Below are 25,274 nucleotides of genomic sequence, written 5' to 3'. Positions count from 1 at the left end.
CTTTCCAAGTTTGAATTTCGAGAGGTTTTATTGGGTTTTTGATCGTGTGCGGAGCTCGTCCTCTAAAGCGCTCAATTTGCTATTGCCAATGTAAAGCTGTGAGAGGTCTGCCATGGCAGCATCACCAATTCTCTGTTTGGCATCTTTGCGGACGATAAGGGTCGCTTCATCTTGAGTGCCCAATAGCCCTTTGGGTTCTTTGAGGGCACGGATGGTGTAGCGGTTATGTAGAAACTGTGGATGCCATAGAGGAATGACAGTCCACCGGTTCTCTGCAACTGCCTGCTCAAACCGGTCGAAGCAGTCTTCCTCAGATCCAGGGCGAAATTCGTAACCGGCTTTGTCGAGCCCATATGCCTGGATCATCTTTGCGGAAAAACGGCTGATGCCGGCTCCAGGGTTGATACCTTGTATCAATCGCTCCATACGGCTCAGTGCCGGTTCATGCAAAAGATCTTCGATAGTGGAAACCGCTTCTTCAGGCACATACTCAGGAACTCCCCAAATACAGTAGGGCTCATAAAGCACAGACACTTTTTCTACCTGATCAAGGAAGGGGTTTAAGTAGATTTCGTGGCTGGACGGCAGCCATGCCGAAGCCAGTAGATCGACTTCCCCTTTTTTAACATGTCGAAAGCGGCCTCGTGAGAGGCAGACTTAAAGCTCACCTCGTGGCCATAAGATTGAAGAATTTTGGCGACTTCCAGAGCGCTGGCCTCATGGAATGACAATGCAATGTGACCAATACGAATGCTTTTATCCATATCTCATCTCCCTGCAATATGCGTTGCTGACCGGATAGTAGTAACTGCTGATAGGAGTATTGTGGTCTCCTACATTTGCCGGATAAACTGTCATTTATCGAAATGGATATCCGGTTTAGCCGTACAATGCTTCTTAATAACCTTTCGCTGTTTCTTCAGATTGTCGAGAAAGGCAGTCTTGTATCCGCTGCGCGTGACTCAGGCCTCTCCTCCAGTACAGTATCTGAGCGTCTTGCGGCCCTAGAAGCTCATTTTGGTGTCGTCTTGTTAAACCGAACCACGCGGGCGATCAGTCTCACCGACGAGGGGCGAACTCTGGTTGAGGGAGCCAAGTTGGTTCTTGGCGAAGTTGAGGACCTGGAGTCCCGTATCCGCTTGGGGGCGCAAACCCTTTCGGGAACGATACGGATTAGCGCACCCTGTGACCTTGGGAGGGCAATTGTAGCGCCCGAAATAGACCGTTTCTTACAAGACCATCCGGCGGTTTCGATAGAATTGCTGCTGTCCGACGGCTATGTAGATACCGTTGGCCAGGGTATAGATGTCGCGCTGAGGTTTGGATCCATCACTGACAGTTCACTGCGGGTCAGAACCTTAGGCAGTAAGCAGCGTATTGTTTGTGCCTCTCCGGCCTACCTGGAAAAGTATGGCTCTCCGAAAAAGCCTGAAGATTTAACAAGCCATAACTGCTTAGTAATGCGCTTTGGGGAGAATCTGGACAATAGCTGGCGCTTCAGAGAAGAGGTTAAAGGACAGAAAAGTGAAGTTTCAAGAGCGGTCACGGTGCGGGGAGACCGGATTACCAATGACGGTGAGCTAGCTCGACAGTGGTGCTTGAATGGACTTGGTATCATTTTGAAATCTGAGCTGGATGTCGGCTCGGATATCCGAGCTGGGAGGTTGGTTAGGTTGTTAAGCGAGTACACACCCTCCGCAATACCGCTGCAAATGCTCTTTCCACCGAGTCGCGCTCAGCCCAGACGTGTGGGTGAATTTGCAGATAGGTTGGCGCAGCGCTTTAAATCAATAGAAGTAGCTAATACTTAGTTCCTGAACGGATCTTATGGGAGTGCCGGAGTATTGAATATTTAGAAAATTTCAAAAACTTATATTTTTAGAAAACAGTTAACAGCTAAAAATATTTTTTTAATCTAAATTAAAAAAGGCCGCATGGGGGCGGCCGCAAGGGACTTATAGGAGAGTAGGAGAAAGACTTCTCCAGTAATCAAAAAAAGGTCATCCGTGACCCAGTTGATTACAGCCCCCGAAATTGCGCAAAGCGCAGAGTGACTTGTATTTCAGGGGCTTTGCTGGCCGTGACCAGCGACGGCGCTTCCTTGCGCCGCATTAATCCGGCTATCCACTAATTAGCCGGATTAATAACTTAGAAATCGTACTTAACGGATGCAGAAAAAGTGCGGCCCGGAGCAGAGTTTACGTAGATATCACTGCCTTCCTCCCAGCCAGCTACATTCAGGTAGGGCACATACTCTTTGTCGAGTAGATTGTTGACGGCCAGGTTGAGAGACATCTGCTCCATCAACTGATAACCCAGCGTCCAGTCTACAGAGCCATAGCCTGGAGCTTCTGTTTCTCCTTCATTCACCCGATCCATACGGTCCGCCCAGCGTACCAGTACCTGGCTGGAAAGTTGTGCGCCTGTGTAGCTGGCACCAATGACACCGGAAAGCGGGCTGATACTGGTGAGGTATTCGCCGGTAGTGTCGTTTTCACCGCGTTGATAGCTGGCATTTGCAAATAGCTCGAACGCTGGAGAAAGGTACCAATTCGCACTTAACTCAACCCCTTTAATCGTCACTGAGTCGATGTTTTGGTATTGGTATTGCTCAAATACGTGAGAGAAGCTGCCATCATCGTTGAAGAAAGTTTCGCTGTTTATAAGTGCAGTTTCGAGGAAGTCATCGTACTCGGTGTAGAAAGCGGCAGTGCTAAAGGCAATCGGGCCCAGGTGTCCACGCAGACCAAGCTCGAAAGAGTCGCTGGTTTCTGGAGACAGGTCGTCAGCTGGCAGCACCTCGTAAGCATAGGTAGAGGTTGGTTGCAGGTAGTGCTCGATATAGGCCAAATCGTAGGCCGGCACTTTGAAACCCTGGCCGTACTGGGCGAAGACAGACAAGCGAGCGTTGAGTTTGTACAGGGCTCCCAGGTTGAAGGAGGTATTGCTTTCTTCAATTGTGGCAAAAGGAGTCCCGTCAGTTTTCTCAGCGCCGTTGGGGTCCATCTCGTACCAGTCGTAGCGTATCCCGGGGGTTACAACCAGCTGGCCATTGGCAAAAGTCATTTCGTCGTTCAGGAATAAGCCCGCGCGGGAAACTTCGTTTTCCGGGAATTTGTCAGTAGTCACGTCCATGGTGGAGCTGTCTTCCACTTCGCGGTACTGGTGTACGGTACGGCGGCTTTCGGTTTTTTCCAGGTCGAGGCCATATCCCAGGGTGTGAGTTTCGCTCAGGGTCTTGCTGGCATTGGAAAGGAAGCCAATGGTGTCTTGACGGTAAAGGCTGGTCTCCCACATATCACGGATTTCGAAAACACCGAACATAGGAGCATTGATGTCCAGCTGACCATATTGTTCGTCTTCCTGTTCGGATTTGTTTTGGTACAGGCTGATATTCAGTTGGTCATAGACTGCGCTTGGGGTTTCGCTGTGGTAACGCAGTTGGTAAGCGCGGACCTTTTTATCAGAAACCGATTCTTCCTTGACGATGTTATAGCCGTAATCAGCTAGTCCGCGGAAATAGTGGAGCAGGCCATCGGCGCTGTCGCCGGTACTTTCCTGGTTCCAGTGATCGATGCTGAAGCTGATAAAGTCCTCACCACCAAGGCTGTACTTGGCCTTGTATAGCAAGCTCTTCGACTCAATTTCGAAGGGGTCCTGGCTCTCATTGAAATTTTGCTGCTCTTCTCCTTCGCGGAAGGTGGTATGCAGCAGTTGCTCAAAATTGCCGGTGCGCAAGGCAAGAACAGGTGATATGTGTGATTGATTGGTAATACCTGTGTACCCGGTTTTGATCGCACCGCCGAATTGCTCACCATCCTCCAGATAGTCGCTGGCATCTTTGGTAGTGAAGACGACGATGCCGGCGAGCGCATCAGAGCCATACAGGGAAGAGGCAGCACCCTTGGCGACTTCTACCTGCTTGAGGGTATCTATTTCGATAAAGCCGCGGCCGATGATGTCATTCTGGCCATCGGCCCCATAGCCTTCGTTAACCCGCATACCGTCTTTGATAATCAGTACCCGGTCGCCACCCATGCCGCGTACCAGAATGTTTTGTGCACTGCCAGCAGCGCCGGTTACTTCAACTCCGGGCTCGTATTGGAACAGCTGATTCATATCGTTCAACTGAAGCTGTTCAATTTCATCGGTAGTGACAACAGAAACACTTCCTGCGACATCTTTTAGCGGCTTTTCCGCGCGGCCGCTGACCACGATCAGCTCCAGTTCGCTGCTGGCTGCCGAACCTGAAGTTTCGGCATGCAGGTTAGCGGCGGATGCCAGGCCAAGTAGGGCCGCTGCAATTGGGCGAAGTTTCATGGTGTTGTCCTTGAGGTAATTTCTGTACTTCTGCTCTGGTTGGTCGGCTGTGAAGGTGTGGGTACTCACCAATGGAGCCAATTGGGGGAGGATTATAGGGATGATTTTTATAATGTAAAGCCAAATGCGAATCACTATCAATTAGATTAGATTTGACGTTGAAAGGTAGTTCCGCTAGTTTCCGCGGCCATTGATACAGAGCGAAAGTGCTGGGCTGAGGAGGCTTGCAATGAATATTTCGATAATTGAGAACCTGATGGCCGATGTGGCTGATTTATTTATGGCCCCGGTATTGCTGGCGATTCTGGTCCTTTTTATCTACTCGCTTTACGCAACGGGACGCTTCATCTCTCTATGGATGCTGCGCCGGCGCAATGCTGTCGCTTACAGTTTGGCTCTGAAGCAAGGTCGGAAAGAGGGCCTTCCAGGCTACCAGGTGCACAATTATTACGTGCGACATCCTTTGGCATGTGATGACGAGCTGGAAGTTTTTGCACTTAAAAAATTGGAAATGCTACGCATGGTCACTCGTATCGCGCCCATGCTGGGCTTGATTGCCACCATGATCCCTATGGGGCCGGCGCTGCGTGCCTTGGCCGATGGCAATATCCAGGGTATCAGTGAAAACCTGATTATCGCTTTTGCTGCTGTGATCTGGGGTCTCGCGATTTCCACTCTGACCTTCTGGCCGGCCTCGGTAAAGAAGCGTTGGTTTGCCGCTGAGCTGATTAACATTCGCAAATTGAAGGAGGCCGCCTGATGCGCTTCCTGGATGAAGATGAAGAACTTAACCCGATTCTGAGTGCGGTTAACTTGATTGATGTCTTTCTGGTGATTATTGCCGCACTGCTCATCGCTATTGCACAAAACCCGTTAAACGTTTTTTCCAACGAAAAGGTCACGGTGATCAAGAATGCCGGTGAGCCCAATATGGAAGTCATCGTAAAAGATGGGGAAGAAATCAAGCAGTACAAGTCCACCGGTGAAATTGGCTCCGGAGAGGGCACTCGCGCGGGTGTTGCTTACCAGATGGCAGACGGCAGCCTGGTTTATGTGCCGGAAGGAAAAGAAGAGTCCGCAAAAGACAAGGCTGTAGGGGGTAAATAGTCATGTTGAAGAAGGTGTGCATGCAATTGGTATGCTTCATCGTAATAGCCTTCACTGCGATGATGGTGCAGGCCAGCGATAAGCCCAAAGTTTTGTTGATGATGTCCAGTCATACAGCGAAAGCCAAAGGGGAGCTGTTATCTGATTTGGCTGCAGATCAGCCGTTTACCCTGGAGATTTTTAATAGCAAAGGTAAGAGTGAAGAGCAAATAGCGCAGGCTTGGGGTTCCTCCAATTTGGTGATGCTGGATGGTATCAATCCGGCACTCTCCCAATTTATGTTTGGAAAATACCAACCTCTGCTAACCCAGTACCCCAAAGTGCCAGTGGTTTCCCTGGGGGATGCCGATAACGCCTCCATGAACCAGGGGCTGACCTCTGAACAGCACCAATCCATCGCTGCGTATTTCAATAATGCTGGGCGTCAGAACTACCGGCATTTGATGCAGTTCCTCTCCGCGGGAGTCTTTGGCCTTACCGAGCTGCCTGTAGCCGATCCTATTATTGTGCCCAAGGTGGGTTTTTATCATCCGCGCCTGCCAAACCTGGTGACTGACAGCGAAGGGGATTTCTTTAAGTGGCTGCAGGTATCAGGAGAGCAGCCGGTTATAGGTCTGGCTATCCATCGCTCAGTAGTGGATTACGAGCAGCAGCAGGTTGTAGATGCAATTTTGGCTGGTCTGGAAGAAAAAGGTGCTAAGGCTTTTGCCTTTTTCTTTGAAGGTGAGGACCTGCCGCTTTCCTACCCTGATTTATTACAGGACGAAGCAGGGCAAACACGTATTGATCTGATGATCAATTACCGCTCTCTCCATTATGTGAGTAAACGTCGCGCAGAGTTCGAAAAGCTGGGCGTTCCAGTTATTCACGCTCTGAACTATACCGAGGGTAGTGAAACGGATTACCTTGCTGATAATAGTGGGGTTTCTCCTTCATTAACCCCATTCTTCCTGGTAATGCCTGAAGATACCGGCAGTATCGACCCGGTAATTGTTGCGGCAAGCGAAGATGGCAATAAGGTTGTGATGGCAGATCAGCTCAATGCGCTGGTGGAACGCGCGTGGAGCCATGCTTCTCTTGGCTATAAAAAATAGCCAGAAAAAGGTGGCTACCTTTATCTGGAACTACCCTCCCGGTGAGAAGAATATTGGCGCGGCCTTCCTCGATGTACCTTCCTCCATCGAGTCTATCGCCAAATCTATGGCGGAGCGTGGCTATCAAATAGAACAGCAGGACTCCAAGATCCTGATCGACTGGGCCGGCCAATTGCTACGCCCCTATTATCGTCGTGAAGACAGCACTGCGCTGATTGATAAAGGTTTGGCTGACTGGATGCCACTTTCCACCTACGTCGATTGGTTTGATAGCTTGCCGGTCTCTGTGCGTGACCCCATTGTGGAGCGATGGGGTAAGCCGGAAGATAATGCCATGTTGGCAGACCATAATGGTGAGCGGGCGTTTGTGATCCCACGTATGACATTGGGTAACCTGATTGTCCTGCCGCAGGGGGTGCGCGCGGATAATGCAAAAGACCATGCATCCCTGTATCACGATATGAAAACCCCGGTAAACCATGCCTACCTGGCGGTTTATCTCTACGCGCGTAAAACTTTCGGGGCCGATGCCTATATTCACTTGGGGACACATGGTTCCCAGGAATGGTTAACCGGTAAGGAGCGCGGGCTCTCTGTGTTCGACGCCCCAAATTTGGCTCTGGGAAATATCCCGGTATTTTATCCCTACATTATTGATAATGTAGGCGAGGCTATGCAGGCCAAGCGTCGCGGACGTGCGACTATGATCAGCCACCTGACACCGGGCTTCGCTAAAGCGGGTCTTTATGCCGAAGTGGCCGAACTCTCTGAGTTGATTGGTAATTACCTGATTCTGGAAGAAGGGCAAACCCGGCTGAATACCCAGGAGCGCATTATCGCCCTGGCGGACAAGCTGAATATGCTCAAGGATCTGGAAATCAGCGCTGAAACCCTGCAGGCTGATTTCGATGGCCAGCTCAGTCGTCTTCAGGACCACTTGGCCCAACTGGCTGAAATGAGCCAGCCACTGGGTATCCATCGTTTTGGTCAGCTGCCCAAGTCAGAGCATCTCACCAGCACCATGCTGCAAATGCTGGGTGAAAACTTTATCTCCGCCGCCGGCCAATATGAGAGTGACCAGGGTCTGAGTTTGCCGCAGGATCAGGTGCTGGATGAACGCAATGTAGTCGCCTTGGAAGCACAGCCGGGTTATCAGCTGTTAAATGCCTACCTGGCTGGCCGCAAGTTGCCAGAACTTTCTGAAGAACTGCAAAATTACCTGCAGCAGGGCCGGGAGTATGCCGATAACTTTGCCGGTATCGCTGAGCTACAAAACCTGATGCTGGCGCTCGACGGTGAGTACATTCCGGTGAGCCATGGGGGTGACCCTATTCGCAACCCGCAGGCAGTGCCTACCGGTCGCAACCTGATTGGATTCAACCCTGCCAAAGTGCCGTCCAAGGAGGCTTATGAGGCCGGCGTTCAACTGATGGAACAAACCATTGCCGACTATCGGGAAAAACACGGCCGTTTCCCGGATAAGCTGGCATTCTCCCTTTGGTCCCTGGAGACGATGCGCCACCAAGGTGCGTTGGAAGCGCAAATACTGCATGCGCTGGGTCTCAAGCCCAAATGGAATCAGCAGGGCAATGTTACTGGAACTGAGGTGATTCCCTATTCAGAGTTAAAGCGCCCTCGTATCGATGTGGTGATCTCTGCTACGGGCCTTTACCGCGATGCTTTCCCTAATGTGATGCTGTGGCTGGCGGAAGCCATCGATAAAGTGGCGCAGATGAAGGAGGAGAACAACTTTGTTTATCGCCACAGTCAGGCCTTACTGCAACAGCTAAAGGAAGAGGGCAGCTCCGAGGAGGATGCCCGCTATCTTTCCTCCGTGCGTATTTTCTCCAATGAAAGTGGCAATTACGGTACCGGCCTGAATGGTGCCAGCCTGGCTTCCGACAGCTGGGAGACAGACGACAAGCTGGCCGATCTGTATATGCGCCGCATGGGGTTTGCCTATGGCAAGGATGAGTCCCGTTGGAGCGAGGACCAGCGTAATGTTGCACTTTATGGCAAGGTGCTTTCCGGTACTGATGGGGTCATTTTCTCACGTTCCACCAACCTCTACGCGATGATGACCAATGACGATCCTTTCCAGTACTTTGGTGGTATGGGGCTAGCGGTGCGCAATCTCGACGGTAAGACGCCAGAGATGTACGTATCCAATCTGCGCCGTAAGGACAACATTAAAACCCAGACCCTGGGAGAGTTTGTCAATCAGGAAATGCGTAGCCGTTACTTCCATCCCCGCTGGATTGAGGCTATGCAGGAATCCGGCTATGCCGGCGCAACGGCAATTCTGGATCGCGTGAACAACATGTGGGGTTGGGAGGTGATGACCCCGGAAACCATTCGCGACGACCAATGGCAGGAGATGTTTGAAGTCTACGTGGATGATAAATACCAAATGGATATGCGTGAGTTCTTTGAGGAGCACAATGCGGAAGCCTTGGCGCAAATGCTGGAGCGCATGTTGGAAGCCGTGCGAAAGGGTTACTGGCCTGCCGATGCAGAAACGCTAAGGAAAATGGTCGAGACTTACACCGAACTTGCCAACCAGCACGACGTAGCAACAGACAATGAAAAATTTACTGATTTTGTGAATCAGCAGGCCCTTGGGTTTGGTCTTGCCCCGCTTGTAAGTGGCCAGACGGTAGATAATGTCGCTAACAGCGCTCCAGCGTCTCAGCAAGTTAGTGGACAGAAACTAGAACAAGTAAAAGAGCCCGCAGCTCAGGACAAGCCCCAGGATTTCTTGTGGTTATTACTGTTGGCAGTTGTTATCACCGGATTTATTAGCGTATTTTTTGAGCGCTTTTTTGAGGTTGGAGGGCAGCGAGTGACCCATGCCTAGGTATTGGGCATTACCCTTGGCAATAAAAGCCAATCCTAAAGTCACTTTTTGATCAGTTAAGGCCAGCAATTCTTACCAGCGTTGCTGGCTTTTTACTTTTTCGGTAAAAAAATTTTTGAGCCAATGTTGTTGTCATTTTTCAGGAACCTGTCGATATTTTTTCCTATCCAGCAGGTAAAGTCAGAGAACGCTCACAGGCTACCCATACGGGGATGACATTTTTGTGAAATATTTCTGAAAAATTAATTGCGTGGAAATTAGCATTAAGCGTCTCAGCATAGTGGTCCATGTTAAGAAAGGTTAAGTCTCGATTTTGGTGTAGCTCATTAAGTAATCAGCACTATTGGGATTTTCTCTGAACTAACATAAATATTTTGCAGTGAGAAGCTAATGAGAAAAATAATTCCACTGATTGCTCTCCTTTGTGCGGGAGGGTATTTCTTCTGGGCAAAGAGTCAAACAGATAGCCCACAACCAATTACTGAAAAACCAGTCTCACCTCCCTCCAAGAAAATTGTTCCAGCTGAAACTAAATCTACTGAAGAAGTGGTAGAAATGCCTTCCGCCAATGAGCAAGAGGTGAACTCTGATAGTGCCTTGATGTGGGCAGAATCGGATGTCGCAAGGCAGGTTTTACATGAATCAGGACGCTTGCCGGTCGATTTAAATGGAGAGACATATCTTGAGATCGATGTAGAAGCTCTAAAGAATTTATCTATTGGAGACTATGTCGATATAGAAATGCCTGGAGTGGAGGGAAGCTACGATGCCCAGGTGGATAAAGTCCAGGAGCATGCCAGTGGTAATAAAAGTGTGCAAATGAACTTGCCCGGTTATGGCAGCGTGTATTTTGTAAATTTCACAATTGGCAAAAACTCGGTATATGGCAATTTAACATTGCCTTCAGGCTCATACTCCCTAGAGGCGCAGGGAAATTATGCCTGGGTGGCTTCGAAAAAAGATTTAACCAGGAGTCACTTGGAGGAAGAGGTAAAATTAAAGTAAGAATTTATCTAATGTTGGGGCAGGAGTTTTCTGACCTGGCTAGCAGCAAAGGGAGTGCTGCTTGAGGTACCTGTTACTGCCAGAAGCGATTGCTTTTACAGGTGGAGAAGAGAGCAGGAAGTAATCTGTTTTCCAGTTAGGGCAAGTAAATTTTGTGATTTGGTCAGTGCGGCTAAAAATGTAACCGGTTTCATTGGTCGGATTGCAAAGATTGGGGTAAATAATTTAATAATAAAAGGAACTGCTATGAAGCTAAGAAATAGTTTGGCTGCCGCAATAACGGCTCTCACCATCTCTGGGGCGGCAAGTGCGGAGACGATAAAAATTGCGGTTTGGTATACCGATCCTGCGGCTCAGTATACCGGGGATATTTCCGTAATGGTCGATAATCTGATCAGTACCTCTAACCGTATCTACGAAAATAATGGTCTGGATATTCAGCTGGAATTGGTAGACTCTAGAGAGTACTCGAAGGACGATCTCCTCATTAATGGGGACAACCTCAATGAATTTTCTGGCTTAGCTGAGTACTTTGCCCAGGATAGTACGCCGACCTACGATGAAATTGCGCAAGTTGCTCCCGGCCCAGTTGGGGTGCAGCGTCAACTTTTTGAGGCCGATATGGTTGCTCTGTTAGGCAAGGGAGAACCAGTTTGGGAAGATGGGAATTTTCTTGGTACTCGTTGTGGGGTAGCCTGGGGCGGAATAGGTAGTCGCGGTGTTATGGACCCTAGTGCCAAGCGCTTGGCCTATAGTTTGACCGCAGTTGATTGTGGGGGTACTGACCTTACATTTATTCATGAGTTGGGCCACAACATGGGACTGACTCATTCTCGCCAACAGGGTGATACCAGTGGTTATGTTTACCGCTGGGGGCTTGGCTACGGTGTAAATAACAGCTTCTCCACTATTATGGCGTATCCGTCAGCATTTGGAAGCGCTGAAAGACTGGATACATTTTCTGATCCAGACAAACTCTGCAACGGGTTACCGTGTGGCGAGAGAAATCGAGCTGATGCTCACAGAGCATTGGAGCCGATTATTGATGATGTAGCTGGCTATTATTAATCTACTTTTACTTTCTTGATCTGTTAAGAAGTTATTGACCGTTAACTCCATTGTTTTGGGGAGGGCTTTGCCCTCCCTTTTTTGTTCCCTTGCTTTTTGGCTGGCTTGTTTGATAAGTGTCTTTTTATCTTTTGGTGCAACCAATCTATTTTTTGGTTATAGATTTATAACCATTTAACGTTGTTAAGTGGGTGAACTTCTCAATTTTTTTAAGGACCGATATTTGTTGGTTGCGATGAGGCTTGCAGTTTCTTAAGATTTTGTTGATGGCTTCAATTTTGGTTATTTTTTATTTTTCTTATCTGTGAAGTGTTTTCAAAAAAATATCTTGAGGTCTTGATACCATTCTTCGTCTGAAGCTGGTCGGGTGCGTTGAACGTGGGTGGTGAATTACCTGGGGCGGAATGAGTGGTCGCGGTGTTGCGGATCCAGCGCTAAGTGCCTGGTCTATAGTTTGACCTGAATTGATTGTGGGGCTACCTAACTTACGTTTATTTATGAGTTGGGCTACAACATGGGGCTGATTTATTCTTGTTATCCAAGTGATGCCATTGGTTATGTTTACAGCTGGAGGCTAAGCTGCAGTGTAAATAACAGCTTCTCCACCATTATGGTGTATCCACAATATACGGAGGCGCTGAACAACTGGATGCATTTTTAAATCCAGATAAAATCTTCAAAGGGTTGCCGTGTAGCGAAAAAATCGAACTGACTCTTACAGAACATTGAAGTCAATTATTGATGATGTAGGCGGCTGTTGTTGATCTAATTTTACTTTCTTGATTTGTTAAGAAAGTACTGACTGTTAATTCTATTATTCCAAGGAGGGCTTTGCCCTCCTTTTTTTGTTCTATTTTTCCGCCTGGTTTATTTTGCAAGTACCTTTTCTATCTTTTGATGTAATTAATTCGCTCTTTTTTTGGTTATAAATATATAACCATTTAAGGTTGTTGAGTGGATGAACTTCTCATTATTTTTATGAGCCCATGTTTGCTGGTTGCGATGCGGTTTGCAGTTTTTTAAGCTTGGTTTTTATGATTTTACTTTGATCATTTTTATTTTTTTCTTATCTGTGAATTATTTTCAAAAAAAATTTTGAGGTCTTGATACCATTCGTCGTCTGAATCTGGTCGGGTGCGTTGGATGTTGGGTAGTGAAATTTCCTGGCTGAAAATTACGGGAATTTATTACTTCTGGAAGATGGGGTTTCAGAAGTTTTATTTTAATAAGTGAATTTTGGGGTGTGAGCCGTGAAAAAGTTGTTATTTCCTATTTTGGTGGTCTTGCTGGGAGCTGGATATTATTTTTGGCCTAAAGGGCAGTCTAATACTGAAAGACAGGTCGCAAAAGTTTCAGAGCCTAAGGTATCTATTGATAGAGTTCCTGTAGAGGACTCCTTAGATGAAGTTGTTGAAGGTGAAGCGCCTGCAAAGGATGAGCCTCTAGAAGAAGTTGAAAGTATTCTTTGGGAGGAGTCAGAATTGGCCAAGCAGGTTCTTCATGAGAATGGTCGCCTGCCAAAAGATCTTAAGGGTGAAACCTATCTTGAGCTTAACGTGGATATGTTGAGGAGTTTAGAGATAGGTGAGTATGTCGATATGGATCTTCCCGGTGTGGAGGGTGACTACGATGCACAGGTGGGCAATATCCAACAGCACGCAAGCGGAAACAAAAGTTTGGAATTAAACTTTCCGGGGCATGCAGGTCTGTTTGGGGCCACAATAACGCTAGGAAAGGATGTGGTTTATGCTCAGCTGAACCTGCCGTCGGGCTCTTACACTATGGAGGCGCAAGATGGTTTTGCATGGATTGCGCCTAATGGTGCGTTAATACAAGGTCATGTAGAAAAAGGTGACCTACGTAGAAAGCCATCCTCTCGAGGAAAAAAGTTGGAAGGCGGAGATCTTTTAGTAGAGGATGAGCTGTAAAGAATCTAAAGGTGAGGGCCATATAGTTTCGAATCTTTAGGTCGACAAGGGATATGTCTAGATGTAGCCCATAATTACCAAGAGTTTATTTTCTCGGTAGGTTAGGAAAAAAAGGATAATTTCTTTTTGGGTTAGGGTGCAAAAGCACGTTTTTTGGGCTGTTAATATATTTCTCTAACTGCCAAAAAAAGCACGTGCATTAATAATATAAAAAGGAAGACTATAATGAGTCTCAAAAAAGTTTAGCTGCTGCTGTTGCAGTTGCTTCAGTTTCCGCCTATGTGAATGCTGAAACTGTAGATGTTGGTATCGTATATACAGATCAAGCGGCAGCTTATACTGGCGATATTTCTGCAAAAATTGATCAGTATATTGCTTATGCCAATAACTCTTTTAAAAATAACCTTGTTGATATCCAGTTAAACTTGGTAGGCACAGCGAGAACTTCTACAGATCGACGCCCTACAGAAAGTGACATTGATACTATCACCGCGAGTAGCAGCTACCAGAACTGGCGTGCCTCAAAAAATGCGGATATGATAATTTTGCTGGGTATGGCCGAAACTGATGGTCGTTATACCACTTGTGGTATCGCCTGGGTTGGTCAAGGTAGCAATGGCACAATGTATGCTTCTACCCGTGATGAAGCTTATAGCATTACTGCCGTAGACTGTGGCTACAATACTTTTGTCCATGAGCTTGGTCACAATATGGGCTTGAGTCACTCTACTGCTCAGCAAGGTACTCCTGGTGTGTACTCCTATGGCTATGGCCACGGTGTACAAAATAGGTTTACTACGATTATGGCTTATCCGCATGTATTCGGTACTACAACCCAGTTTGATATTTTCTCAGATCCGGATTGGGTAGCCTGTGATGGTTTACCTTGTGGTGAAAGAAGAAATGGTGTTGATATCTCAAACGCATACCGTGCAATTGGCCCGATCGTAGACGATATTGCTGGTTATTACTAATCGGTTAATTTATCTCGCTGGATCATTTCATGTAAGCGCCTGTTAACACTCAGGTGTCTATATGCATTTAGTCTCACAGGCTAAAAGAAAACCAGGAGATCTTCTCCTGGTTTTCTGCTGTAAAAAAGTTATTTAAAAATGAAATACTGATTGGGTAGCACGATACTATTTCTTTATTGGCTCCAATAAAAATAATATTAATTAACGCAAATACAAACAGTACTAAAAATCCTATCCCAACAGAAATCAAGATGGTACAAACAATAAAAATCCCCTGACTTATTTGTCGTGTACAACATCTACTGGCCCGTGATCATCGCAGTGATCCCCGTGGACATGGTGTAATCGCCCTTCCACGAGGTAATCAAAGTGGTCGCCATGGGGGATACGTTCGTGCCCACAGTCCTCCCCATGCACGTGGGTTGCGTGAGTGGCGGTCTTAACTGGATTGCAGGCATCTGGGTTTCTCTTGCTTATTTCCAGTACATGTTCATCGTAGTGACCCTGATGAGGGTGATGCAGATGCCCGTCATGTACATAACATACGTGGTCGCCGTGCTGGATGGCGGCATGGCCGCAGTGGGGGCCGTGTTTGTGGGAGTGGTTGTGTGCCTGCTGGCAGTGGTTGTTGGCCATAACAGATCCTCGTATGAGATGGTGCTCAGGGCTCTTAGCATCTACTCACTAAATAGACAGCCGGATACCACCGGGTCACGTCCATTCATTAGGTGCTTAATAAGAACTGTAGGAATGCCGGTGATCTCTTTCAAAGGGATAGTTGCTGATTTACTTTTCTAAGCTCGGCGCTGCCTGGGCATTCTGGCCAAATACGTGAGCCCTCTAGTAAGCGGTGTGACTATCGTTATAGATTTGACCTCAAATGCAGCTTGCAATCGATTGCATTGGCGGATTATAGTCATTATCGCGGTGTCGTCTCACAGGACAGGTTTGGCTGGGTTTTGCAATCGATTGCATTGTTGTGCCGGCCACCAACACCAATAAATCAGATAAGAATGACGATGAGAGGGAAGTGTTGATGAATAAGAAACCTCTGGCGCGAGCAGTCTCCCTGGCGGCAGTATCACTTGGCTTCTGTAGTATCGCGATCGCCCAAGAAGCTGTTTCTCCAAGCAGTGATGAAAATCTAGTGATGGAAGAGGTGATTACTACGGGTACCCCAGGTGGTTCCGGTATGCGCAAGCTGGATGCCAGCTTCTCAATCACCACTCTGAGTGACGATGAAATAGGTAAAGCCTCCCCATCAAGTACTGCGGATTTGTTGAAGTCCATCCCAGGCCTTTGGGTTGAAAGTTCTGGTGGTGTGTCTGGTGCGAACATTGATGTTCGAGGCTTTCCTGGTGGCAGCGATGCACCGTTTGTTACGGTTTCTATGAATGGTTTGCCGTTATATCCGGCTCCGACACTCTCTTTCATGGAAAATTCCTCCTTGTTCCGTGTGGATGAGACCATCCAGCGTGTAGAAGGCCTGCGCGGTGGACCCAATCCGGTATATTCCAATGGCCAGCCTGGTCTTACTACCAACTTTATTCTGAAAGAGGGTACTGAAGAGACCGAGGGCCGCTTTAAGTACACCACCTCTGATTATGATCTTCAGAGGGCGGATGCCCTCCTGACGGGGAAGCTCAGCGAAGATGTGTACTTCATGATGGGCGGCTATGTGAGCTCTTCTCCCGGCATTCGCGATGCTGGCTTTGATGCCGAGGAAGGCCACCAGTTTACCTTGCACCTCACCAAGGAAATGGATAATGGCAAAGCCGGTTTCTATATACGCGATACCAAAGATACCGGCACCTGGTACCTGCCAAATGCCTCTTTTTTGGCAACTGATTACACTCAAGTTGGCCCCAGCAACCGCAAGGTTTCAGTACCTGTTTCCCAGGCCGACGGGAATGGTGGCTCAGAAACAAGCTGGGAAACCTTCGATATGGGTGAAGGGCGTGGCTGGGATGGCAGCGTAGCCGGTGCCTACCTTGAGCTGGACCTGGGTAATGGATGGAGTCTTACTGAAAGATTTGGACTTACCAGTGGCAATGCCGACACCCTGGGCTTTGTGCCCAATGGAGGTCCGGTCTCAATCGGTGATCTGCGATACACCGATGGTACAGCTGTAACTTCAGCTACTACAGTGTCTGGGGCAGAAGTCAGCGACGATACCCTGTTACAACAGTTTGGCGCCTGGGTAGTGCGGAAGGATATCGAGGCAACTACCAACGATATCAGCCTGTCCAAAGAATGGGACAGCTTCAAGGTTACAGCGGGCTATTACACCTCTAGCTGGGAAGTAGACGAGTGGTGGTCCCTTGGAAATCAGGATTACTATGTACTTGGTCACGATGGCGAGCAAATTGCGGAAGATATCTCCTGTGATGATGAGGAGCTGGATCCCATCCTCTGCTGGAGCTACGACCTTGAAGCTGTGGGTGATGCCCGCGAAAACGCCTTTTATCTCGCCAGTGAATTCTACCTGGGTGATTTTACTTTCGACTTAGGGGTTCGTTCCGCCAACCGTGAGACCAATTACTCCGTTGACGATGGCGAGCGCAATGGGGTCTTTACCACTTACAAGGCGGATGAAGATGGATTCGCCTACACCGCTGCAGTGGATTGGGCCTTTGCGGAAAATATGGGAACTTTCTTCCGAATTAATTCCGGCTTTAAATTCGCGGACTTTGATAACTATCGCGAGTTTGGTGGGAGCTTCCTTGCCGGTTCCGATCTAATCATCGACATCGACCAATACGAGCTGGGCTACAAATTGCAGGACCAAGACTACTCGCTGTTTGCCACGCTCTTCTACAATGAAACCCAGGGTATGCCAGACTGCATTATTGGTAGTACCACTTGTACCCGCCTGGAAACAGAAGCCCTAGGCCTTGAGTTGGATGGTAAAGCCCATTGGGGTGATTTTACATTAGGCCTGAATGCAACCCTGCAAAAGCCGGAGATCACCAGTGGGGACTTTAAAGGTAATCAGGTGATGCGCCAGCCCGAATACCAGGTTCGCCTGAGCCAGAACTATGATTTTACCATTAACAACATTGATATGGCTGTTTTTGGAGGAATCAGTCGGGTAGGTGACCGCTTCAACGATAGCGAAAACTCAGTAACTCTACCCGGTTATACGAAAGTAGACTTGGGGGCCGTAGCCTATCTCAATGATATTACCGTACAACTGGCGGTGGATAATTTGACTGATGAGGATGGCATTACTGAAGGTGATCCCCGTGATCCCCTTGCTTCCAATGTTCGCTATATTTTGCCGCGTAATATCAAGCTAAGCGTGGCCTACGATTTTTAATCCCATACCTCTCCCAAAGGTATTTTAAGCTTTGCCGCACGAACTCCAGCGTGCGGCTTTTTTGTATCTCCCCATCGGGCACCCTTTCGACTTACCTTCCTGATAAGTAACAACTAGTGCCATCGCGCTCTTTTTTGGATGCCTTTGCCTAAATTGGTTTCCCGCCTGTATAAAAGTAATATAAGTTTCACGCCCTTTTGGGATATGAAATAGATAGACAAGAAGCTTATACTATCTGTGTTTGTTATTTACTGTAATTGAATCATCAAAAATAGAGTCCATTTTTGTGATGAAATATGAGGTTTCTCTGGGGTGAAAAGCTTGAATTGTGCCTCTTAGAGGGGTTCTTCTTAAATGCACAAGTCAGATCAATTAGCAGAACCCTCACTAGGTTGTTGTTATGCTGGTTGCTATCCTTCAGATAGCTATTTAAATGTTATTCACCCATGGTGCTAAAACAATAAAAATAAAATTGTACGTTCCCACCGAGAATGGGAGTTATATTTATGAGCACGATGGTATCAATGCGCCTGCAATTCATAGTGCGGTGAGAATCAACCCTGATAATGGAGAGATATTCATAGTACTTAGTAGTGGTGACGTTAACCTGGCATCGAAGCTAGGATATCACTGGACCCTCTGGCAAACAGGCTGCCCGGATTTTTCTCTGTCGAAAGAGCCCTTCATATTTCTTTGGGTCTATTCTCTATTGGATTACTATTAATTGTAATGTTTTTTCTTTTAAAGAATTTTATAGCTGCTAGGAGAAATAAAGGGTCTGAAGCTGCGTATAAAATTAATGGCGAAGCGCTGAAGTTAGTGTTCAAATTTTACGCCTTGCAGGGGATATTTTGCGTAGGTTTTTAATTGGTATAAGCACTTTCAAAGATTGCCTTCAAGACTTGAAATAGAAATATATTTTGTTGGAATTTTATTTTAAAATGCTGATACTGTTTTTAGTAGTGAAACAATGAATTTAAAGATTGGTGGATTTTCTATATGGGATAATTATAATTTATACTGTGGTAAGGCTTATATTTGATAAGCTAATAATTTATATAAAATTAAAGGTGGTTTTGAATATATGGGAGCGTGGATTAGCTTGTTCGTAGCGGGGCTCTTTGAGATTGTGTGGGCTGTGAGTATGAAATATTCGGAAGGTTTTACCAAGTTGTGGCCATCCGTAATTACTGTCATGGCTATGTGGATTAGTTTTGCCTTTCTGTCATATTCGCTTAAATATATACCAATAGGCACATCTTATGCTATATGGGTTGGTATAGGAGCAGTAGGTGTCGCAGTACTTGGTGTTGTATGGTTCAATGAGCCAATAACGCTTGCGCGTATTGCTTGTATATCTCTTATAGTGCTAGGTGTGGTAGGCCTCAAGTTGGTTGCATCTTCGGATGTGTCTGCTTAGGTCATTATCCACTAATGAGCAATTTGGGTATCGCTACGTTGCCCGAAACTTCCCAGGCTTAAAATTACCTGGCAGTAAGCTCAGGCCTTTTAGATGGCAAACTACTGATAAAACAACAGATGCAGGATGGAATTAATGTTACCTAATAAAATCTATCTAATAGATAGGTCAAAAGACCTGGTGGAAGCCTGGCGTCAGGTTTTTGAAGGAATTGATATTTTTGAAGTTGTAGAGGGAGATTATTTTTCGATATCCGCCGATGCCATGGTGAGTCCGGCCAATAGCTTTGGAATTATGGATGGAGGTTTGGATCTTCCAATCCGGAATACATTGGGTTTTGAAGTTGAGGAGAGGTTACAGGAAAGAATCAAGTCTGATTTCCATGGTGAGCTACCTGTAGGGGCGGCAATAATAGTTCCAACATCTAATGACAGTTGGCCGTACCTTATAGCTGCTCCAACAATGCGCGTGCCAGAAGATATATCCACTACGTTAAATGCTTATCATGCTTTCAGGGCTATTCTAAATTCCGTTCAGATGTTCAATCAGTCACCTAATGGCTGTCAGATAAATTCAATTGTATGTTCAGGATTGGGTACGGGAATAGGCAACTTATCAGTTAGGCGCTGTGCGGGACATATGAGGGCGGCCTATAGTTATCTGTCCAAGCCTTCCAGGATTCCAAGTTATAATGAGATTCATGAGTCCCATAAAAAGTTACAATTAACATACTAAGATTTTTTGATAAATTTTATTGAATTGATACTGGATTTTTGTAGTTCAATATTAATGGTCAGTATTTCCGGAGCAGCTAGTTATGAATACAGTCGAATTCAGGAGGCTCAACGCTATAAACCAGAAGGAATTATTAGCTGTTCTTAATGAAGATAAACTCAGAATGCATCTGATTGATCACGCATACTTTGATGACAATTCTCTGAAACACTGGGTCGAGGCCAAACTTATAGTTGACTCTCTTCCAGGTTGTCGAGTTAGAGCTGTCTGCATAGACGGTAAAATTGCCGGGTGGTGTGGGATCCAGCCAGATGATCATGGTTATGAGCTGGCAATTGTCTTATCCCAGAAATTTTGGGGGCTAGGGATAAGTTTGTTCAAGGTTTTGATGCGTTGGGCAAATGAACTCAAACATAAAGAAGTGCTATTTCATTTGTTGGATACCAGGCCAGATTATAAAGTATTGAGTAAAATTGCGAGTCGAGTGATTAAGACATATCAACTGGGGCGCAGCTTTAACACCTATTTTATTGATGTAAGGCGTAGCCTTATGGATAGTATTTAATAATCTGAGTGGTATCCCCTAGAAAGCCCGATTATAAGGACAGTTATAAATTGGGGGGGATGGAACTAGATGGCCAATACTAGCAGTGGTGTCACTCAACGCCGAAGATAGATACTCATTATCTTCAAAGAATTAGACCGATCCAATGTACTCACCACGTGCTGGATAATCGTTTTCTTGGACAAATTCGAGTGCTCCGATCATTTCTTTGAAATGTGGACGCACGAAAGGCATGGTTTGCACTATGGCAAAATAGAGCGTGCTATCATTCCGAACCAGAAACACACCTGGTTCAGAGAAAAGGATAGGCTTTTCGATACCTACAGAAGTGGCTCCATGACCTGATGAAAGGTAAAGGCCCCACTCTTTTGCGACTTGCAGGGGCAAATTATAGCCAATACGTAAATCAGGGTAAGCAACCTTTTCAGCCATCTTTATGGCATTATTTTTGTCGTCTGAGGATACTGCTATTGTTTTAACTCCTTTCGCAAGGAATTCAGGCGTCAAACGGCCAAGTTCCTTCAAGTAAGAAACGCAGATAGGGCAGTGAAAGCCACGATAGAACACAACCAGAGTTGCGTAACCGGGGGCGTCTTTAGATAAGTCAAATGTACCGGATGATAAGGTTTCCACGACCAGATTAGGTACAGGATGTTGGGGGGATTCGCATTGTTTTCTTCTCATTATCATTCTGTAGAATGTGTTGCAGCTGTTTGAACAAGTAGATTTTAAACTGTAAAAGTTTGGTTTAGAATCTAGACAGGCACTGTGATTTCATTGATTGTGAAGTTTTGTATAACCATAAATACATCAAGTTACCTATTTTCTGGTGAAGCGCAATTAATACTGTCGACATAGCTGTCAATATAGCTGAAATTCGGTCAGCCAGAGTAAGTGTATTTGGTTTGGTAGAAAGAAAATTGGCGCTTTTTTGGATGTTTTTTTTAATCAGTAACGCGAGATAGTATTAATATCCGTTATCGATTTTGAATTAAGGGTAAGCAGAAGTCATCATAAAATGAAGAAAGTAGCGATATTTGGAAAGCCTGGGGGAGGAAAGTCTACTCTTGCCATGAATCTGGCTGCTGTTACGGGTCTTAAATATTTCCCACTGGATACGGTAGAGTATAATAAAAATGGTGAGCGTATTTCTCCTGAAGATTTTTTGGGCGAACACTCTGAACTAATTGAATCTGATAACTGGATAATTGATGGCTTGGGTACGATGGAGTCGTTTTGGGCACGTATTGATGCAGCCGATACGCTCATTATTGTTGACTTGCCATATTATATTCATTACTGGTGGATTACTAAAAGGTTGTTAAAAAGTTGTTTTGTGAGGCCCGTAGGTTGGCCTGAGGGCAGTTCCGTTCTAAAAGGTACATTCGCAAGCTGGCAATACTTGCGATTATCACCCAGATTCTGGAGTGATGAATTATTTGATAAAATACAATCTCTAGGCGAAAACAAAAAGATATACAGGATTGAGAAGGTAGATGAGATTAATAGTTTTGCGCATCGATTTTCGAGAACTGATACTAATATTTAGCCGGTAAACTTATCAAATAAATAGGTGTATTTATGTCTAAAATACATGGTTTTGCCCATATTCAATTTTGTTTCGATTGCTTGATTGTAAAATTTTATAAGTTGTCATTCTTTGCTGCATACAAATTGATATCCCGGGTATAGGGCAATGTCTAAGTGTTTGAGCCGGTGTTGTTTTATAACTGCAGGCCTTTCTTAGGCATTAAACTCTTCCTTTGTCTATCTCAATCAATTTCTCTTAACGGTGCTATGCTTAGTGTTTTTATTATCGGAGCATTGCCAGGTGACTCGAGACATCTTTCTAAAAGTTGGGCTTATTGTGGTACTTGCCCTAAATACTACGGCTCAATCAATTGCTTTTACGACTAAGGAAGATCGGCATAAAGCGGAGAGTTTGATCCAACAGCTTGAAAAAAATACCTTAGTAATGAGGTGCCCATTATTATTAAAAAACTTGAGGACAATGTATTGCCAGATTCAGTATTGCAAGCATTTGCGTTGGAACAGCATTTGATCATTCAGTCAGATCTTCGTAGCAATGCATTATCTTTACATCGATTTGGAGGTTCCTCAAGTCAAATAGTTCGACAGTTCTTTACTCGGCTGGTCACCGGTGAGGTTATGGCCAGTGAGCAGTTGCCAGCTCTTATCAAGGCCCTAGAGATCTCTGATAAACAAATTAACGAGTACCAACCATTAGCCGGAGCACAAGCATACCCAGCTTATACTACGTGGTTGGCAAATTATGCTATGCCTGCGGAAATTGCTGCTGCATTGTTGATCAATTTTCAGAGTTTTGGTAAAAATGTTGGACGCATGGCTAAGGCGCTTAAACAGAATAAGAAAATGTCAGACAGCCAGCTCGCATTCTTAATCAGTTTTAGAGAATTGCCCCCTGGATTTCGAGAGCAAGTAATAGATATAGTTGCCAAGGGTTTGGCTTCAGGAATAAGTGAGTTAAATATCGAAACACGTGTTAGGCTTATTCAGTCCTATGAAAAGGAATTCTGGCGAGCACTGGAAAATTCTGGTGATACCAAACGGAATTCCAATTAACCAGTTTATTGGTTCTTTATGGTAGAGAGTATCGGGAATAGATGAATTGACTAATATAATAAACTTGATATAAACAATATATTGGCTTATGAAAGACATAAAGTATTTCAATGATATGTGTGCTGGGAGGTTGCCTGAACTACTTGGTATAAAAATTATTAATTTGGATGAGTTAAAAATATGCGCAGAAATGGATATTACAGCGTCGCATTTAGCTCCAAATGGATACCTGCATGCCGGTAGTGTTGTTTCATTGGCAGATACTGCTTGTGGTATTGGCTGTATTGCAAATTTACCAAAGACTGCAACGGGTTTTACTACTATAGAACTGAAATCGAATCACTTAAGTACTGTACGGGAGGGAAGAGTAGAGTGCATCGCGAGCCCTATACATAAAGGGCGCACTACTCAGGTTTGGGATGCTGTAGTGCTTTGCCTAAAAACTGGTAAAAAAATTTCTCTCTTTCGCTGTACGCAAATGCTGTTGTACCCATAGTCCCATCTGTAGGATATTGTAGAGAAGCACCTTAATGGAGAAGTATTGATTATGTCATGGGCATATTGAGAAAAAATACTTTTTTAAAATCCCATGGCTATTAGCCGGCTTAACTGTGGCTCATAGGTAGCTTTATTCTATGTACCAATATGATTCTGGTGTGAGATTTGGTACCGCTGTGAATTTTTCTAATATAGTCATATTTTATAAAACTTTGTATGGGTTCCCAAGTCATACCACCAGTGAAGTTAATATCAAGTATATAGCCCTGGCGTTCTTTCATGATTAAAATTCTATTGTTGGTACTCACTCTCTTATTGATTTCTTTATCAACTGTTGCTGACGACCCGAAGCGAAATCAAATTGGTAGCTGGGGAGGTGTCATATTCAAAAGTGATCCTTTATTGAATTTACATCTTTTCCTGTATGAGTTGGCAAGAGATAGGGATGCTCTGGAGGAGTTCAAGAGTAATGGTGCCATCACTTCTAGTAAGATTTCCATCTTTGAGAAGGCGATTAAAGATTATCGTAAACTTGGGGCGGAAAATAATATTCATATTGTTAGGTCTGAATCTGAAATAGCAAATTTAACTGAAGCTCTGATGACCGGTAAGGGTATTGACAATAGTGAGGCAGAGAATACGTTGGGTCACCATATAAATGAGATTGCTCCATTATATAATGCAACCCTGTGGGGGAAGCACTTAGAGAAGAATCTGGAGTGGCATCAGGAGTTGCAATTTAAGCTAAAGAGGTATGGCAATAAAATATCTGCAGATCTTGAGAGATTGTTTGCTGAAGATTTAATAGTTAATACTCATACGATCAATATTACTTACAAGCCGGGCTTGCGCCAGGGGGCGACAACTTCTGCAAGAAGCCACCAAACTATCATCAATAGCACCTATCCAGATTATAGTGGCTGGTTGGCTTTGGAAATGTTCTTTCATGAACTGTCTCACGTTAGTAGTGTTGGAAGAAAAAGTACACTCCGAAGACTGATTGATAAAGAATTTGACAAGTTTGGTGTGGCTGACAAAAAGGGGATATGGCATCCGATTCAGTTTTATACAGTTGGCGAGACTGTGAGAAGGGCTGTTTCAAGGGTTGAGCCTAATTATACGGCCTATGCGAAAGCAAATGGGTTATATAGAGGACACTGGGACTATAAGGTACTTCTTGATAAATATTGGATGCCGTATCTTGATGGCTTGGTCTCCATGGATGAAGCTATAACCAATATTGCTAAAGCCCTTTCAAAAGAGAAGAGTAAAGAATTGACTAAATTTAAAATGTGGGGAAATAAAAGTGCAACCTAAAAACCTGTCTGAACATCCTGAGGGTGGAAGATATCTTGAGGTATTCAGGTCTAATACTGTAGTTACCAATCAAGATGGGCAGAAAAGGTCTGCCCTTACACATATTTATTTTTCATTGAATAATGGGGAGGTTAGTCGTTTTCATAGGGTGCAATCAGATGAAGTATGGAACCTGTATCAAGGCGCTGGATTGTATCTCTATACCTGGGATGGGTTAGGTAAGGAAGTTAAGCGAACTGAGCTTTCTACACAATGTAATACTTTCTGTGATGTTATTCCTGCTGGGGTCTGGCAGGCAGCTGAACCTATCGGAGAATCGGTTCTGGTGGGTTGTTCTGTCGGCCCCGGCTTTGATTTCTCTGATTTTGAGATAATTGATCCACGGTCAGGTACGGCCAATAAGCTACGAAGTATAGACTCCGGTTTTCAAAAGTTTATAGAGCCATAGCAATACATATGAACT

At 45.4% G+C, this 25,274-nt stretch carries 21 protein-coding genes and 1 pseudogene; 17 read left to right on the top strand and 5 right to left on the bottom strand.

The features are described from left to right. Window positions 1-27: 27 nt before the first annotated feature. Window positions 28-588 (bottom strand): glycine betaine ABC transporter substrate-binding protein, encoded by a 561-nt coding sequence (locus tag P3339_RS14535; RefSeq protein ID WP_282953600.1) that lies wholly within the window; start codon window positions 586-588, stop codon window positions 28-30. Beyond that, the gene (locus tag P3339_RS14530; protein ID WP_282950972.1) at window positions 561-764 is read right to left on the bottom strand and encodes a hypothetical protein; all 204 of its coding nucleotides are present in this window, start codon (window positions 762-764) and stop codon (window positions 561-563) included. Before P3339_RS14530 ends, P3339_RS14535 begins: the two co-directional genes overlap by 28 nt. Before the next feature lie 75 nt (window positions 765-839). On the opposite strand from P3339_RS14530, the gene P3339_RS14525 reads away from it, so the two are divergent. Next, window positions 840-1,811, top strand: coding sequence for a LysR family transcriptional regulator (locus P3339_RS14525; protein WP_282950971.1), 972 nt, complete (start codon window positions 840-842; stop codon window positions 1,809-1,811). A gap of 337 nt (window positions 1,812-2,148) precedes the next feature. Here P3339_RS14525 and P3339_RS14520 read toward each other — a convergent pair whose 3' ends face one another. Further along, complete coding sequence (locus P3339_RS14520) at window positions 2,149-4,320, bottom strand: TonB-dependent hemoglobin/transferrin/lactoferrin family receptor (RefSeq protein WP_282950970.1); 2,172 nt, start codon at window positions 4,318-4,320, stop codon at window positions 2,149-2,151. A 229-nt stretch (window positions 4,321-4,549) separates the two neighbouring features. On the opposite strand from P3339_RS14520, the gene P3339_RS14515 reads away from it, so the two are divergent. The 7 genes and pseudogenes from P3339_RS14515 to P3339_RS14480 all read left to right on the top strand — a co-directional run bounded on the left by P3339_RS14515 (window position 4,550) and on the right by P3339_RS14480 (window position 14,353). Next, window positions 4,550-5,080: a MotA/TolQ/ExbB proton channel family protein gene (locus P3339_RS14515; protein WP_020414950.1), complete on the top strand. Its 531-nt coding sequence runs from the start codon at window positions 4,550-4,552 to the stop codon at window positions 5,078-5,080. Beyond that, window positions 5,080-5,427: a DUF2149 domain-containing protein gene (locus P3339_RS14510; protein ID WP_020414951.1), complete on the top strand. Its 348-nt coding sequence runs from the start codon at window positions 5,080-5,082 to the stop codon at window positions 5,425-5,427. Before P3339_RS14515 ends, P3339_RS14510 begins: the two co-directional genes overlap by 1 nt. 2 nt (window positions 5,428-5,429) lie before the next feature. Then, window positions 5,430-9,378 (top strand): annotated as a pseudogene (gene cobN / locus P3339_RS14500) (cobaltochelatase subunit CobN). A gap of 390 nt (window positions 9,379-9,768) precedes the next feature. Continuing rightward, window positions 9,769-10,383: a protease inhibitor BamI-like protein gene (locus tag P3339_RS14495; protein ID WP_282950967.1), complete on the top strand. Its 615-nt coding sequence runs from the start codon at window positions 9,769-9,771 to the stop codon at window positions 10,381-10,383. Window positions 10,384-10,629: 246 nt separating this feature from the next. Continuing rightward, window positions 10,630-11,451 (top strand): reprolysin-like metallopeptidase, encoded by an 822-nt coding sequence (locus P3339_RS14490; RefSeq protein ID WP_282950966.1) that lies wholly within the window; start codon window positions 10,630-10,632, stop codon window positions 11,449-11,451. A gap of 1,250 nt (window positions 11,452-12,701) precedes the next feature. Further along, complete coding sequence (locus P3339_RS14485; RefSeq protein WP_282950965.1) at window positions 12,702-13,379, top strand: protease inhibitor BamI-like protein; 678 nt, start codon at window positions 12,702-12,704, stop codon at window positions 13,377-13,379. Window positions 13,380-13,660: 281 nt separating this feature from the next. Continuing rightward, entirely contained in the window at window positions 13,661-14,353 is a 693-nt protein-coding gene (locus tag P3339_RS14480; RefSeq protein ID WP_282950964.1) for a M12 family metallo-peptidase, read from the top strand. A gap of 279 nt (window positions 14,354-14,632) precedes the next feature. On the opposite strand, the gene P3339_RS14475 is transcribed toward P3339_RS14480, so the two are convergent. Further along, window positions 14,633-14,989, bottom strand: coding sequence for a hypothetical protein (locus tag P3339_RS14475; RefSeq protein WP_083922811.1), 357 nt, complete (start codon window positions 14,987-14,989; stop codon window positions 14,633-14,635). A 400-nt stretch (window positions 14,990-15,389) separates the two neighbouring features. Between P3339_RS14475 and P3339_RS14470 the strand changes: the two genes are divergently transcribed. The 4 genes from P3339_RS14470 (at window position 15,390) to P3339_RS14455 (ending at window position 20,392) form a co-directional block, all read left to right on the top strand. Further along, the gene (locus P3339_RS14470) at window positions 15,390-17,672 is read left to right on the top strand and encodes a TonB-dependent receptor (protein WP_282950963.1); all 2,283 of its coding nucleotides are present in this window, start codon (window positions 15,390-15,392) and stop codon (window positions 17,670-17,672) included. A gap of 1,084 nt (window positions 17,673-18,756) precedes the next feature. Further along, entirely contained in the window at window positions 18,757-19,092 is a 336-nt protein-coding gene (locus P3339_RS14465) for a DMT family transporter (RefSeq protein ID WP_020414961.1), read from the top strand. A gap of 126 nt (window positions 19,093-19,218) precedes the next feature. Further along, on the top strand, window positions 19,219-19,827 hold the full coding sequence (locus P3339_RS14460) for a macro domain-containing protein (protein ID WP_282950962.1): 609 nt from the start codon (window positions 19,219-19,221) through the stop codon (window positions 19,825-19,827). Between the two features lie 82 nt (window positions 19,828-19,909). Continuing rightward, window positions 19,910-20,392: a GNAT family N-acetyltransferase gene (locus P3339_RS14455; RefSeq protein ID WP_282950961.1), complete on the top strand. Its 483-nt coding sequence runs from the start codon at window positions 19,910-19,912 to the stop codon at window positions 20,390-20,392. A 132-nt stretch (window positions 20,393-20,524) separates the two neighbouring features. Here the strand turns inward: P3339_RS14455 and P3339_RS14450 are convergent, their stop codons facing one another. Beyond that, entirely contained in the window at window positions 20,525-21,076 is a 552-nt protein-coding gene (locus P3339_RS14450) for a peroxiredoxin-like family protein (protein WP_282950960.1), read from the bottom strand. Window positions 21,077-21,410: 334 nt separating this feature from the next. Here P3339_RS14450 and P3339_RS14445 point away from each other — a divergent pair, with 334 nt between their 5' ends. From P3339_RS14445 to P3339_RS14425, 5 genes are all read left to right on the top strand, one after another. Then, window positions 21,411-21,941: a P-loop NTPase family protein gene (locus P3339_RS14445; protein ID WP_282950959.1), complete on the top strand. Its 531-nt coding sequence runs from the start codon at window positions 21,411-21,413 to the stop codon at window positions 21,939-21,941. Window positions 21,942-22,372: 431 nt separating this feature from the next. Then, the gene (locus P3339_RS14440; protein WP_282950958.1) at window positions 22,373-22,996 is read left to right on the top strand and encodes a thiaminase II/PqqC family protein; all 624 of its coding nucleotides are present in this window, start codon (window positions 22,373-22,375) and stop codon (window positions 22,994-22,996) included. Window positions 22,997-23,084: 88 nt separating this feature from the next. Beyond that, complete coding sequence (locus tag P3339_RS14435; protein WP_020414967.1) at window positions 23,085-23,492, top strand: PaaI family thioesterase; 408 nt, start codon at window positions 23,085-23,087, stop codon at window positions 23,490-23,492. 281 nt (window positions 23,493-23,773) lie between these two features. Continuing rightward, on the top strand, window positions 23,774-24,811 hold the full coding sequence (locus tag P3339_RS14430; protein ID WP_282950957.1) for a hypothetical protein: 1,038 nt from the start codon (window positions 23,774-23,776) through the stop codon (window positions 24,809-24,811). Then, the gene (locus tag P3339_RS14425; RefSeq protein ID WP_020414970.1) at window positions 24,801-25,259 is read left to right on the top strand and encodes a cupin domain-containing protein; all 459 of its coding nucleotides are present in this window, start codon (window positions 24,801-24,803) and stop codon (window positions 25,257-25,259) included. Before P3339_RS14430 ends, P3339_RS14425 begins: the two co-directional genes overlap by 11 nt. Window positions 25,260-25,274 lie beyond the last annotated feature (15 nt).

The organism is Microbulbifer sp. MLAF003, from assembly GCF_030012965.1.
Lineage (GTDB): Bacteria > Pseudomonadota > Gammaproteobacteria > Pseudomonadales > Cellvibrionaceae > Microbulbifer > Microbulbifer variabilis.
Note: the sequence above shows the minus strand (reverse complement) of the source record. Positions and strands in the feature narration are given on the sequence as shown.